This window comes from Streptococcus infantis (assembly GCF_047463655.1).
Classification (GTDB): Bacteria; Bacillota; Bacilli; order Lactobacillales; family Streptococcaceae; genus Streptococcus; species Streptococcus infantis_Z.
Genome location: NZ_JASHDM010000017.1, coordinates 24,299 through 40,041, shown reverse-complemented (window position 1 = coordinate 40,041; position 15,743 = coordinate 24,299). Strand labels below are relative to the sequence as shown.

7 protein-coding genes are annotated in these 15,743 nt (G+C 38.6%); all 7 read right to left on the bottom strand.

What is annotated here, in order from left to right; genetic code table 11:
* Positions 1 to 5,047: sialoglycan-binding domain-containing protein (locus tag QM877_RS09580; RefSeq protein ID WP_414318274.1), on the bottom strand; the 5,047-nt coding region annotated here is incomplete at its 3' end.
* Positions 5,048 to 5,649: 602 nt separating this feature from the next.
* Entirely contained in the window at positions 5,650 to 11,979 is a 6,330-nt protein-coding gene (locus tag QM877_RS09575; protein ID WP_414318273.1) for a G5 domain-containing protein, read from the bottom strand.
* Between the two features lie 465 nt (positions 11,980 to 12,444).
* The gene (locus tag QM877_RS09570; protein WP_414318272.1) at positions 12,445 to 12,840 is read right to left on the bottom strand and encodes a YtxH domain-containing protein; all 396 of its coding nucleotides are present in this window, start codon (positions 12,838 to 12,840) and stop codon (positions 12,445 to 12,447) included.
* Positions 12,841 to 12,855: 15 nt separating this feature from the next.
* On the bottom strand, positions 12,856 to 13,239 hold the full coding sequence (locus QM877_RS09565) for a DUF948 domain-containing protein (protein WP_414318271.1): 384 nt from the start codon (positions 13,237 to 13,239) through the stop codon (positions 12,856 to 12,858).
* Position 13,240: 1 nt separating this feature from the next.
* Complete coding sequence (gene lgt, locus QM877_RS09560; RefSeq protein WP_075231806.1) at positions 13,241 to 14,029, bottom strand: prolipoprotein diacylglyceryl transferase; 789 nt, start codon at positions 14,027 to 14,029, stop codon at positions 13,241 to 13,243.
* Positions 14,022 to 14,957, bottom strand: a complete 936-nt coding sequence (gene hprK / locus QM877_RS09555) for an HPr(Ser) kinase/phosphatase (RefSeq protein ID WP_049526992.1) — start codon at positions 14,955 to 14,957, stop codon at positions 14,022 to 14,024. The genes lgt and hprK overlap by 8 nt, the downstream gene beginning before the upstream one ends.
* Before the next feature lie 129 nt (positions 14,958 to 15,086).
* Complete coding sequence (rpsU, locus tag QM877_RS09550) at positions 15,087 to 15,263, bottom strand: 30S ribosomal protein S21 (protein ID WP_000048054.1); 177 nt, start codon at positions 15,261 to 15,263, stop codon at positions 15,087 to 15,089.
* Between the last annotated feature and the right edge of the window lie 480 nt (positions 15,264 to 15,743).

Below are 15,743 nucleotides of genomic sequence, written 5' to 3'. Positions count from 1 at the left end.
TCTTAGGAAGATTGTCATTTGGTACTTTACCTGAACCGTCTTTACCGATTTCAACAGTGATTGGACCATTTTCACCTGGGATTTCTACCGTAGTTTTTGGTGGGTATGTTGAGCCATCTGGTTTCTTCGGTGTTACTACTGCATCACCATTTGGTTGTTGAGTAATTTCAATCTTACCTGGTTTTTCGGTTTCTGGTGTTGCTGGTGTTACCTTACCTGGTGTTGTTACATTCACCGGTTGTGATGGTTTCTTATTCGGTTCGGTTACTGTTCCTGTACCTGGGACAGCTTTCTTAGGAAGATTGTCATTTGGTACTTTACCTGAACCGTCTTTACCGATTTCAACAGTGATTGGACCATTTTCACCTGGGATTTCTACCGTAGTTTTTGGTGGGTATGTTGAGCCATCTGGTTTCTTAGGCGTTACAATCGCATCTCCATTTGGTTGTGGGGTAATTTCAATCTCAACTGGTTTTTCAGTTTCTGGTGTTTCTGGTGTTGTTACCGTTACTTTTACTGGAACTTCATCTGTTGAACCATCTGGATAAGTTACTATAACTGTACGTGTGACTTTACCATTGTTAACAGTTGGAGTTTCTCCAGCTTTCCATGCGTAAGTCGTTGTCGTACCTGGTGTTGTTCCTTTATCTGGCAAGTCAGACTTGTTGGCAATATAAGTCTCTGGTGATCCCAAATCTGGAACAGTTCCATTTGAAGTCAGATTCACTGTAGGATTTGTAGCTGTTGGTGTATATTTATCAGCTTGCTTACGGAACTCAATCTGAATATTGGCGTTATTAGCAGGACCATTGTTTCCACTGTTATTTGTTAGACCTTCTTGGTCATATCCGCTAATATAACGATTCCAGATATTTTTGCTAGCATCAGGATTAATTGTCTGACCTTTACCTACATACCCTGAAATATTTACCTTGTACGGATTAGTATCTGTCGCATTGCCAGCTTGACCTAAATTACTTGTATTAGCCGTAAAGTTAATCTTTGTACCATTAGCAGGAATTTCAAGACGACCACCATTTGTAACTTCGAAATTACCTGATGGTGCTACTGCTTGAGCATTGTCGTGAACCTTAATCTTATCCAAGCGACCACTGTTATCAGTTAAGTTCACATCAACGCTAAACTCTTCTTCACGATAAACGATAATCTTATGTGGATTAGTTTTGTCGATTTCTGCATTACTAATAGGTGTTAAGCTAGTAATCGTTGGTGGTACTGTATCATTAACTGTGAAGGTAACAGGTACTTCATCTGTTGAACCATCTGGATAAGTAACCACAACTGTTCGTGTTACTTGTCCATTTGTAACAGTTGGATTTTCACCATCTTTCCATGTATAAGTCGTTGCAGTACCTGGTGTTGTACCTTTAGTTGGTAAGTCTGACTTGTTGGCAATATAAGTCTCTGGTGTGTTATAGCCACTGATTGTACCATCTGTTGCTACATCGATTTTAGAACCTGTTACTGCTGTTGGAGTGTACTTATCAGCTTGCTTACGGAACTCAATCTGAATATTGGCGTTATTAGCAGGACCATTGTTTCCACTGTTATTTGTTAGACCTTCTTGGTCATATCCGCTAATATAACGATTCCAGATATTTTTGCTAGCATCAGGATTAATTGTCTGACCTTTACCTACATACCCTGAAATATTTACCTTGTACGGATTAGTATCTGTCGCATTGCCAGCTTGACCTAAATTACTTGTATTAGCCGTAAAGTTAATCTTTGTACCATTAGCAGGAATTTCAAGACGACCACCATTTGTAACTTCGAAATTACCTGATGGTGCTACTGCTTGAGCATTGTCGTGGACCTTAATCTTATCCAAGCGACCACTGTTATCAGTTAAGTTCACATCAACGTTAAACTCTTCTTCACGATAAACGATAATCTTATGTGGGTTAGTTTTGTCGATTTCTGCATTACTAATAGGTGTTAAGCTAGTAATCGTTGGTGGTACTGTATCATTAACTGTGAAGGTAACAGGTACTTCATCTGTTGAACCATCTGGATAAGTAACCACAACTGTTCGTGTTACTTGTCCATTTGTAACAGTTGGATTTTCACCATCTTTCCATGTATAAGTCGTTGCAGTACCTGGTGTTGTACCTTTAGTTGGTAAGTCTGACTTGTTCGCAATATAAGTCTCTGGTGAGTTATAGCCACTGATTGTACCATCTGTCGCTACATCGATTTTAGAGCCTGTTACTGCTGTTGGTGTATATTTATCAGCTTGCTTACGGAACTCAATCTGAATATTGGCGTTATTAGCAGTGTTATTGTTTGTGTCATTATTTGTCAGACCTCCTTGGTCATATCCACTAATATAACGATTCCAGATATTTTTGCTAGCATCAGCTTTGACTTCCTGATTTTTACCAACATGACCTGAAATATTAACTTTATATGGGTTAGTATCTGTCGCATTGCCAGCTTGACCTAAATTACTTGTCTTATCCGTGAAGTTAATACTTGTACCATTAGCAGGAAGTTCAAGACGACCACCATTTGTAACTTCGAAATTACCTGATGGTGCTACTGCTTGAGCATTGTCGTGAACCTTAATCTTATCCAAGCGACCACTGTTATCAGTTAAGTTCACATCAACGCTAAACTCTTCTTCACGATAAACGATAATCTTACGTGGGTTTTTACTATCAATTTCTGCATTACGATTATCAGTTAATTTAGTAATTGTTGGTGCTACCTGGTCAGCTGGTGTTATCTTAGCTGGTGTTGTTACATCAGGAACTTCAACAGTTGGTTGACCTGGTTCTGTAATCTTACCTGTACCTGGGACATTACCTTCAGGTAAATCACTATTAGGTACTTTACCTTTACCGTCTTTACCGATTGTGACTGGGATTGGCTTGTCACCTTTACCTGGGATTTCTACCTTAGTTTCTGGTGGGTATGTTGAGCCATCTGGTTTCTTCGGTGTTACTGTAACGTCACCTGTCTTAGGATCTTGATTCAACTCTAATGTTGGTGTAATAGATTGTGTAACCTTGACAGTTGATGTAAACTCCGCACTTTGTCCGACGTTATTGACAGACTTGACCTTGACCTGATAACCTGTATCGCTAGGTTCAGAAGCAACACGACCTGTAATAATGAGCTTGTGCTCATAATCACTCACTTTATGAACTTCAACTTTTTGATCTTTAAGTTCCAGCTTACTATCCACTAACTTGATAGAATCAGCTGTATTATAACCTAGTTTTGGATCACCAAGTGAAAATCCTGCTAAATCATCTTTAGTTGTGAATTCGAGAGTGATCTCCTTGCCTTTTTCGATGGTTTGATCAGCCCCCGTCACCTTAGGAGATGGCAAACCATACCATTGCATATCATTTCGGTGGGTGTTGAACTCAAAGGAGCGCATCCCTGCTGCATACATGAGTGGAGTCCCCTCAGCAGCTTTGGTTTTGAAACGAAAGATATAGTTTGAGTTACTATCCTTAGTTTTACCACGATAATCGATTTCAAAATGGTAGACTCTTTGCGTATGCTGGATCAACCAATCCTTCAAATAATCTGATAACAGAACATCCTTCTCTGTTGACGTACGCGCACCCCCAGTACGAGTCCAGTACAGTGAATCAGGTTTTGAAATGATTTCTTCAAATGTTTTAACCTCTCCATCAGCACCTTTCCAGAAAGCATCGGTAGGGGATTTGCCCAAAGCCCACTCGATATGTCCACCAGGGGTACCATAGTTAGTAACCTTAGTCGTAGCGGCAACCTGCTGTTCAAAGATTTGTTGTAAGGTTCGTGATATTTTTTTTCTTCCTTGAGTATCAATACGTACTTTGCTACTATCACCACCCCAGTAACTAGCAAATGATGCCGAACCGTCGTTTACCAAGGTATGACCAGTTGGAATGGTAAACCAAGCATGAGCATTTTTGTGGTTTTCAGGATCACGGTCAAACTCAATGACCCAATCGTAGGTATCTCCGTTTTTAGTGACATCAACCTTAACGACATTCTTGACATCACTAACTTTTTGGTTATCCGCAGTATTTTGGTTACGGTCTCTAAAGAGCATGGTACCAGCTGGATAACCTGAGCCATCTCCTTCCTTTGTGAAGTAGAGCCCAACAGCCTTGTCATAGGTTGCCCCCGCATCAGCGCGAAGCGTTGTTCCAACTGGGATAGCTGCGCCATTACGGACGTCATTATGCCCAGAAGTCAAACGATTACGTGCAATCATAACAGAGCTTTCGTTACGTTTGATGACACGATTCATATCCTCAACATCACGAAGGCTAACTTCTACACCACCAAATGCAGACTTGGCTACAGCAACTTGGGCATTAGCTTTTTCCAAGATTTCACGTGTCAAGTCATTCTCAGGTGTTTGGGCGATAGCCTGCTCCAAACGATCAATAGATACTTTGAGACTAGCTTTAGCTTTTTCCAGTTGCTCAGCATTAGTATTTTCTGAAGTTTCCTCAGACTTAGCTGAAATTTCTGAAGTTGGCTTCGCTACTTCTGGCTTGATTTCCGAAGTTACTTCCTGTGTGCTTTCTTCATTTTTAGCTTCTTTAACTTGAGGAGTTTCAACTGCTCGTAGCTGGTCCAAAACATTGGTCAAGCGAGCTACCAAAGCGTCCACTTCTTCCTGACTCACTTTTGAATTAGCAAGAGTCTGTTCAGCCTTGACAAGTTCTTCCTTGGCGCGGACTAAAAGATCTGTATTCGCAGTTTCCTTGACGTGAAGCTGGTCTTTGATCTGTGCCACAAGCTGACTTGCAGTAGCTGTATCCACTTTTACAGAACTAGCAGGCTCTTCCTTATCCTGCGATGCTAGCGAACTCGTTTCTTGAGTTGAAGCCTCTACCTGAGGTTGATCAACAGGTGTCACGCTATCTGCACTAACGACACGCGCACCCAAAAACATCAGTGCTGCAACAGCAACTGAAGCCGCACCGAAGCTATACTTACGAATAGAGAAGCGTAAGACTTTTTCCTGTTGTCGACGCTTTACTCTACTTAGTGAATTTGATTTTTTTTCCATAGTTCCTCCTTATATTAAAGACAAAATCAAATTGAGAAGCAGTATTCCCTCTGGGGAATAATACAATAAAAATCACTCTTTTGAGCAATTTTTACACATTACAGCTATCACAGCTATCACAGCTATCACAGCTATCACAGCTATCACAGCTATCACAGCTATCACAGCTATCACAGCTATCACAGCTATCACAGCTATCACAGCTCGATTATATCATTTTCAATTCATTTAAGCAATCATAAAGCCATTCAACCTCTCGAATAAAGCGCAAACATATGCGAATGTTTATAAGATGTTTATATATTTTGTTTAAATGAAACAGAAATATTCCTCTTTCTGATAACATTCTCTATATATCAGATTGGCAAGTGTACTAATCGCTCACCGGTTGAGAACTTTTGGGAACATTTCAAAACTGAGCACTAGGATTAAAGACATACAATATTTTGAGAGGGGTTTGGTACCAATACTGATGTCTCCCTTTTTCAAAAATAAAACAACGACCTTGTACTTCTTCAAATGAGGAACAAGGTCGTTTCTTAATCTTTTATTTCATCGTTCACTTAACAGTGAGTAGTTCAAACTTTAACGAAATGCTTATTTTAGTCTTCTTTTTTCTTTCCAAACGCAAGTCCAAGGCTACTTAGCATACCAAGGAGTCCTAAAGATGCAAGAGTCATACTTGACTCTGTTCCAAGTCTTGGCAATACATTTTGAGAATCATTTGACTTAGATTCCTTATCAATAGTAGTTGTAATGAATCCGTGATTAGCATTCGGAGTAACTGCATCTGGAGTTGGAGTTGTTGGTGAAGGTGCAGGTGTATCTTGACCAGAACCTCCATTAGTAGCAGGTGTGACTGGAGTGACTGGAATTGTATTTGGATTTGTATTTCCACTTACTTTTCTGAAAATGTGAGTAATTACTGGTTCATTTTCATCAATCACAGTTCGTACAAATTCATATACTGGAATTGATCCATGTTCAGCATCCTTTTCATTACCTGTCTTAACGGATGGTTTCAATACATTTCCGTCTTCATCAATCCATCGAACCTCAATCATTAGCTCTGGCAATGCAATTGAACCCGATAATGCATCGTTTTCAAAAGTTGTTACCTTAGGAACTTCCACAGATGATTTACCTGGTTCAGTAATCTTACCTGTACCTGTTTTTTCTACGTTTGGTAGATCACTGTTTGGTACTTTACCTTTACCATCTTCATCGATTGTAACGACGATTGGATTACCATCTTTACCTGAGATTTCTACCTTAGTTCCTGGTGGATATGTTGACCCATCTGGCTTCTTCGGTGTCACTGTAACATCACCTGTCTTAGAATCTTGTTCTAACTCTACTGTTGGTGCTTTCATTTTCCCATAAGTTCGAACTGTTGTTGGAGTTACCTTACCTGTTTTTGAATCAACTTCATAGGTAGTGGTATCAATCACATCACGACCTTCAGAATCTTTAGATTGTTCAACCTTAGTTTTAGCTCCTACTTTAACGATTGTCTTACCTGCTGGGGTGACTACTGGGTTACCGACGTGTTCTGTGATATGACCGTCATTTGAATCTACATCGTAAGTGGTTGTAGTAACTATTTTACCTTTAGCTCCTTCAACGCGGTCATCAGGTGTGCCAACTTCTCGTTCACCATCTCTAACATACTCAACTTCAGGTTCAATTGATGCTTCTACTACTTTGTCCTTCGCTGCGACTTTGACAATTGTATTCGTTGGTTCTTTCGTACGAACTGGTTGACCTTCACTTGCTGTAATCTTTCCAGTATTAGGATCCACAGTGTAAATGGTTGTGATAGTGTCTTCACCATCTTCACCTTTAACAGTAGTTGGGGCTGTACCAGTAGTTGGGGCTGTACCTTTTTCTTTCGTATCATCTTTTTCATAAACTACTGGAGACGGTACTACTCTCTTCTCAACCGTTGGTGCTTTCGTTTTCCCATAAGTTCGAACGGTTGTTGGAGTTACCTTACCTGTTTTTGGATCAACTTCATAGGTAGTGGTATCAATCACATCATGACCTTCAGAATCTTTAGATTGTTCAATCTGAGTTTTTGCACCAACTTTAACGATTGTCTTACCTGCTGGGGTGACGACTGGATTGCCAACGTGTTCTGTGATATGACCGTCGTTTGAATCTACATCGTAAGTGGTTGTTGTAACTGTTTTACCTTTAGCTCCTTCAACGCGGTCATCAGGTGTGCCAACTTCTCGTTCACCATCTCTAACATATTCAACTTCTGGTTCAATCGGGATTTCTACTACTTTGTCCTTCGCTGCGACTTTGACAATTGTTTCTGTTGGATTTACTACTACTGGTTTCCCTACTCTTTCTGTAATAACGCCTGTAGTAGGATCAACACTATATGTTGTTGTGGTAGTGCTTGAACCTGCTTGGCCTGCTTCTTCTACATTGTCTTGGCCTTTTTCGCGCGTATCATCTTTTACATATTTCTTAGGTGAAGGGATTTCGGTTGTTTCTACTTTGTCCTTCGCTGCAACTTTAACAATAGTATTAGTTGGTTCTTTCGTACGAACTGGTTGACCTTCACTTGCTGTAATCTTTCCAGTATTAGGATCCACAGTGTAAATGGTTGTGATAGTGTCTTCACCATCTTCACCTTTAACAGTAGTTGGGGCTGTACCTTTTTCTTTCGTATCATCTTTTTCATAAACTACTGGAGACGGTACTACTCTCTTCTCAACTGTTGGTGCTTTCGTTTTCCCATAAGTTCGAACGGTTGTTGGAGTTACCTTACCTGTTTTTGGATCAACTTCATAGGTAGTGGTATCAATCACATCACGACCTTCAGAATCTTTAGATTGTTCAACCTTAGTTTTTGCACCAACTTTAACAATTGTCTTACCTGCTGGGGTGACGACTAGGTTACCAACGTGTTCTGTGATATGACCGTCGTTTGAATCTACATCGTAAGTGGTTGTAGTAACTATTTTACCTTTAGCTCCTTCAATACGTTCATTAGGTGTGTCAACATCTCGTTCACCATCTCTAACATATTCAACTTCAGGTTCAATCGGTGTTTCTACTACTTTGTCCTTGGCTGCGACTTTGACAATTGTTACTGTTGGATTTACTACTACTGGTTCTCCTACTCTTTCTGTAATTGTTCCATCTGATGGATTTACTTCGTAAGTAGTTGTTACTGTGCTTGAACCTGCTTGTCCTGCTTCTTCTACATTGTCTTGGCCTTTATCGCGCGTATCATCTTTTACGTATTTCTTAGGTGATGGGATTGCTGTTGTTTCTACTTTATCCTTCGCTGCGACTTTAACGACTGTATTCGTTGGTGCTTTCGTACGAACTGGTTGACCTTCACTTGCTGTAATCTTTCCAGTATTAGGATCCACAGTGTAAATGGTTGTGATAGTGTCTTCACCATCTTCACCTTTAACAGTAGTTGAGGCTGCACCTTTTTCTTTCGTATCATCTTTTTCATAGATAACAGGTGATGGTACTACTCTCTTCTCAACCGTAGGTGCTTTCGTTTTCCCATAAGTTCGAACGGTTGTTGGAGTTACCTTACCTGTTTTTGGATCAACTGCATAGGTAGTGGTATCAATCACATCACGACCTTCAGAATCTTTAGATTGTTCAACCTTAGTTTTAGCTCCTACTTTAACGATTGTCTTACCTGCTGGGGTGACGACTGGGGTATCAACGTGTTCTGTGATATGACCGTCGTTTGAATCTACATCGTAAGTGGTTGTAGTAACTATTTTACCTTTAGCTCCTTCAATACGTTCATTAGATGTGTCAACATCTCGTTCACCATCTCTAACATACTCAACTTCAGGTTCAATCGGGGTTTCTACTACTCTATCCTTCGCTGCGACTTTGACGACTGTATTCGTTGGTTCTTTCGTACGAACTGGTTTACCTTCACTTACTATAATCTTTCCAGTATTAGGATCCACAGTGTAAATGGTTGTGATAGTGTCTTCACCATCTTCACCTTTAACAGTAGTTGGGGCTGTACCTTTTTCTTTCGTATCATCTTTTTCATAGACAACAGGTGATGGTACTACTCTCTTATCTACTGTTGGTTCTTTCGTTTTCCCATAAGTTCGAACGGTTGTTGGAGTTACCTTACCTGTTTTTGGATCAACTTCATAGGTAGTGGTATCAATCACATCACGACCTTCAGAATCTTTAGATTGTTCAACCTTAGTTTTAGCTCCTACTTTAACGATTATCTTACCTGCTGGGGTGACGACTGGGGTACCAACGTGTTCTGTGATATGACCGTCGTGTGAATCTACATCGTAAGTGGTTGTAGTAACTATTTTACCTTTAGCTCCTTCAACGCGGTCATCAGGTGTGCCAACTTCTCGTTCACCAGCTCTGACATACTCAACCTCTGGTTCAATCGAGGTTTCTACTACTTTGTCCTTCGCTGGAACCTTGACAATTGTTTCTGTTGGATTTACTACTACTGGTTTTCCTACTCTTTCTGTAATTGTTCCATCTGATGGATTTACTTCGTAAGTAGTTGTTACTGTGCTTGAACCTGCTTGTCCTGCTTCTTCTACATTGTCTTGGCCTTTATCGCGCGTATCATCTTTTACATATTTCTTAGGTGATGGGATTTCTGTTGTTTCTACTTTATCCTTCGCTCCCACTTTGACAACTCTAGCTATTGGTATAGTTACGACTTCTGGTTTGCCTTTTGATGGAGTTAGGGTTCCATTTACTGGATCTACGCTATATGTTGTGGTGACTTTAGTTTGTCCTGATTTCCCTGAAAATTGAACAGTATCAGTACCTTTTGGACTGTTCTCATCTTTTAAATAAACTGTTTTGGGTTCAACTGAATTATACTCAACTATATCCTTCGCGCCCCCTCTATTGACTACTTCTTGCTTCTCAGTCGAAGTAAGACTGCCAGTTTTTGAGTTTACTGTGTAGCTTGTTGTCTTCTTAACAACGTCGGCTCCTCTTTTAATGTATTCTACTTCATCCTTGGCTGCGACTTTGACAACTGTTTCTATTGCCGGTTGCTTAACTACTGGTTGTCCTACATGTTCAATAAGATCTCCAGTGTTAGGATTTACACTATAAGTTGTTGTTACCGTCTGTTTCCCAGTTTTTCCAGGTACTTCAACATTAGCTTGTCCTTTTTCGCGTGTATCATCTTTCACGTATTTCTTAGGTGATGGGATTTCTGTTGTTTCTACTTTGTCCTTCGCACCATTTTCCTTGAACACTTGATCAAGTGCATTTTTAGTAATCTGTCCTGTATCAGGATCCTTGATACTAACAGTTGTTGACTTAATGATGTCGTCTCCACGTTTGCTATATACAACAGTTTCTCCAACTTTTTCTACAGACCTATCGGTTGTAATTTTTTTATCTTGATAACCTATTCCATCTAAGGAAATTCGTTTCCCAGAAATAAACTCTGGTCGTCTATTAATCATATCGGCTTCAAAATAAGAACGTGAACTATGACCTCTGCTTGTTCGTCCAACATTTATAACAATATCACTATCATTGCTGACACTTTTCCCTATAGTAGAATCATTATCAACAATATAATGAGTCAGTTTACCTGACTTAGCTATTTTTTTACTATCTAAACCTTTTTGCCAAAATTCAGATGACGAGAACAAACCTGTCCTCACTTTTGGAGCATTAAATGTTGTTCCTTTTTTTAAAATATTGTTATAGAAATTTCTATAATCTAATTGTTCCTTAGGAGACATAACTCTGCTATCAGAATATGCCAACTGATAGGCTTCAACCATCGCACGTTGTACTAAATATCCTCCCAGAGAATGTCCTGTTAGATAAAGGTTGGTGATACTCTTATCCTTAGCTAATTCACGCATAATTTCTTCTGCTTCTATCGCCTGTTTAGGATTACTCCCTGTTCCAAGTGTGATATCAGCACCTATATCTTTAGAATCACTAGTACCACGAAATGCTAGTACTTGGGCAGTTCCATTTGGTAAATATAAGAAATCGCTCTTGGTCTCAAATAAGACAGCATCAAGTCCACTGGATGTATGATAACTTTTCTTTCTTTCCCAATAAGGTCCCAATTCCCTATTCATCATCATATATTCATAGCGTGGTTTACTTTCACCTTTCTTTTTGTATAACTCTGCTTCTGTTAAAGGTGTCTTATGATCCAGTACTCTGTCAATATACTTATCGTCACGGTAAGCCAATTCCATGAACATAATCATATCACGTTCACTTACATTCCATTTTAATTTTTCATCTGGCTTTTCGTTACTATCAATAATACCATCACCATCAGTATCATCTAAAAGTGGATGACTGTTATAGCCTACATACTTTTTCCCATTTTTTTCATATATATAAACTTCTTCTTTATCCTTCAAGTAATCATCATCTGTATAACCTTCTGGATTTAACTTGGGACCATTAACTAACAAACTATCAAGTTGATCACCTTCTGAACCGATTATTCCTGCTTTTATTTGCTTAGCATCTTCCTCAGTCAATTCATATTTTTTAATCTCAGTAGGATTTGATGTTGCTCTAACCTCTGTAGCACTTGATCTGTCTTCACCAGCCACCAAAGTAGTTGCCGTCGAATTGATATTTTCCTTACCACCGGAAGTATCTAGAACTGTCTCTTTTGTAGCTACTGTTGAAATCTCTTTAGCATCTATCTCAGAAGAAGCATTGTTTCGATGTTCTGAGATACTTTGAGCTTCTTCTTTGATCTCCACAGTCGGCAGAGAATTGTCAGTTTCAGAATTAACTTCTATCCCTGTATTATTATCATTATTATTTTCCGTAGAAGCTAAGACTCCTTGAGTTGGAGCAAACAAGGCAACCCCTATTAGTACAGATGCCGCTCCAACAGAAAACTTCCGAATCGAAAAACGTTGGCGTTTATTAAAGATATCTTTCATGTTATCCAATCCTTTTAACTATTTTTCATACTTAATATAGAAAACGTTAACATCTTCTGTTAACAAAATCATAATTTTTGCTTCTCCTAAAATTTAGGAAGTTTACTCTACTTTAATACATCACATTTTAAATCCTTTCAATCTTTAAATAACTATTTGTTGTAATAGCTAAACCCAGTCACCCAGTTCATCAGGCGGGTTATTTAGGTTACGGACAGAACCGCTAATTTTAGACTTCCAAACAACTCTGTAAAAAAGTACAAGGTTATCTTTTTCTATTTTATCATCTAGTTCCATTTTCCCATCCGTATAAAGATCAATAACCTGCTGTTAAAATTTCACTAAATTAAGAAAGAAATCTAAATACTGAACTTTCTATACTGCCATTATATCACAAAGAATTCCTTAAAAGAAAAAAATCACCATTCTTGATTTTCTAGAAAACCAGGAAATGGTGACTCTATGTTAATTTTCTTGAAGCTCAATGACAATTTCTTGACCATTTCCATTTTCTTCCACAACTACTTTTTCTTCCAGTTGTGATTTGAAATGATTCAAGGTTTCTTTTGAAGTTTCAGTCGCTTGTTGAGCATGATATTTTGCTTTATCCAAGACAGTGTCCAGAGTAATTTCCCCAGATTCAATCTGATCTTTTGTTTTAAGAACAAATTCTTTGGTTTGTTCTTTGACATCCGTTAATTTTTCACAAACCTGCTCTTTAGCATACTCAGGATCTTCTTTTAGATCTTCTAAAAATTCTTGTGCTTGGCTTCTAACTTGTTTTCCTTTGTCACTAGTTAGAAACAAGGCAGCTGCAACACCTGAAACAGTTCCTAAAAGGATAGATGATAGTTTTCCCATTAGTCAACTCCTTTTTTATTTTTTAAAAAATTTACTTGCAACACGAATAGCAGATAAACCTGCACCAGTTTTTATAGTTTTTGATCCAGCAGATGAGGCCTTTTTACTCAAAACACGTGCTTGCTCATTTAGGTCAGAAACAGAAACAGAAAGGTCTGCAACTGCTGTAAAGAGGGGATCAATTGTAGCAACTTTGACATTGATATCATCAACAAGAACGTTGACTTTTGTAAGCAATTCATTTGTTTGATGAAGAGTTACATCTACATCTGATGTTAAAGTTTTAACAGTTTTTTCAGTTTCATCGATGACACGACCAACTTTTTGAAGGGTAATAATCAGATAAACTAAAAATACAACCAAGGCAATCGCCACAATAATATAAGCCGCTTCTAACATTTTAATTCTCCTTTTTTACATTATAAAATGGTGCTTTTTTCCGATTTTGATAAAAGATGATATAAATACCAAGGCCAATCAATAGGGCAGACAACCATTGAGATACTCGAAGCCCAAAGAACATGAGACTATCTGTACGCATGCCCTCAATAATCATACGTCCAAATCCGTACCAAATTAGATAAAAGGCAGTGATATGACCACGACGGATACTCTTTAATCGGCGTCTAAAAATGACAATCAAGGCAAAACCGATCAGATTCCAGATAGACTCGTATAAGAAGGTTGGTTGGCGATATGAGCCATCAATATACATCTGATTCTTAATAAAACCAGGTAAATAGTCTAGATTGTCAACGACTGCTCCATAAGCTTCTTGGTTAAAGAAGTTTCCCCAACGCCCTAGACTCTGAGCAATCATGACGCTCGGAGCTGCAATATCTAAGAAATCCCAAGTATTGATTAATTTGCGATCAGCAAAAATATAGAGTACAATCGCGCCAGTAATTAAACCACCGTATATGGCAAGACCACCATTCCAAATAGCAAAAATCTCTCCCAGATGTTGGCTATAATAATCAAATCTAAAAATAACATAGTAGAGTCTAGCACCAATGATGGACAAAGGAAAGGCAATTAAGATGAAGTCCAAAATATCATCAGATAAAATCTTCTTTTTAGGCGCTTCTTTACTGGCAAGATATACCGCTAACACAAGACCTGAAACGATGCAGAGCGCATACCATCTAACAGCTAAAGGACCAATTTGAAAAGCGATTGGATCAATCATTTTTCACCTCGTTCTTTGCAATCAGATTTGTCAATCTTTCTTCAAATAGTCGAGTAGCATCAAAGCCCATTTCCTTAGCACGATAATTCATCGCTGCTGCTTCGATAACGACAGAAATATTACGTCCTGTTTTTACAGGAATGCGGATACGTGGAATAGCTACTCCAGAAATCTCCAATTCCTCAGCATTATTGCCTAGACGATCAAAAGTCTTTTGCGTGTCATAATTTTCTAGATAGACAGCTAACTGAACTTGTGAAGAATCTTTAACTGCACTGGCACCATAAAGACTCATCACATCTATAATACCAACACCACGAATCTCAAGTAAATGCTTCAAGATTTCAGCTGGTTCACCCCAGAGAGTCATTTCATCCTTAGCAAAGATATCTACACGGTCATCAGCCACCAAACGGTGTCCTCGTTTCACGAGTTCTAGACCTGTCTCACTCTTACCAATACCACTGTCGCCCTGGATTAACACACCCATACCATAGATGTCCATCAAGACACCATGTACACTTTCACGCTCAGCCAAACGAGAATCTAGGTAACTTGACAATTCTCCAGACAGACGACTTGTTGCTGTACGACTCGTTAAAATAGCAATTTTACATTCTCGAGCGGCCTTTAGCATTTCCTCTGGAACTACTAAACCACGCGCAACAATAACTGCAGGTGTTTCTGGTTGAAACATCTTTTTCAAAACCTGGTAGCGGTTATGAGAAGACATACTAATCAGATAAGACCACTCTTTCATTCCCAATAACTGAATCCGCTCTGGAGTATAGTAGTCAAAATACCCCGTCATTTCAAGCCCTGGTCGCGTAATATCCGCAGTATTAATTTTCTTTTCAAGTAATTCTGGCTCACCATAGACAATGTCTAGTCTGAGCTTATCAATCACTTCTTTGACTAAAACCGACATAATTTTCTCCTTCAATCAAGTTCTTCCCTCTATTATATCAAATTGTAGTAGGAAGTTTCAGAATTTTGCAGGATTTATAGGATTTATTTAAAACAAAAAAGACTAGACAAGTCTAGCCTTTCTTATTAATTAGAATTTTTTACGTTTACGAGCTGCTTCTGATTTACGTTTACGTTTTACAGAAGGTTTTTCATAGAATTCACGTTTGCGTGTTTCTTGAAGAGTACCAGCTTTAGTAACTGCACGTTTGAAACGACGAAGAGCATCGTCAAGAGATTCATTCTTACGTACTACTGTTTTAGACATTTTTTTCACTCCCTTCAAGTTCAAGATCTACTCTATTTTACACGGAATGAAGAAAATTGTCAAGAAAAAAATGAAATTCTCCCAAATCATTCCATTTAAAATTTACAAGATTTTACCATTATGTCTAGCCTAGTTCTTCACTTCTAAAGTTTGTTCTAAACGAACACTTAATTTTTTAATTTCTAACCCCATGTGGTCTAGGTACTCCCAATAATCTGACGGTAGATCAAAAATGGTATATAAGTCCTTGCTGCCAACGTGATCAACAAGATGTTTCAGTATTTGCTCTCGAATAAAATATAAATCCTTTACTTGACTTAAACTGATAGCTTCTATCTTTGCTAAATACTGACATAAAGCAGAAAGTGATGAACAGTCAAATTTGTCTTCTTCATATAAAAATTTTGATTTTCAACCCTTATCATATTTGAAATATATCCAGACCAAAAAACCACCCAATCCATAGGATCGAATGGTCTT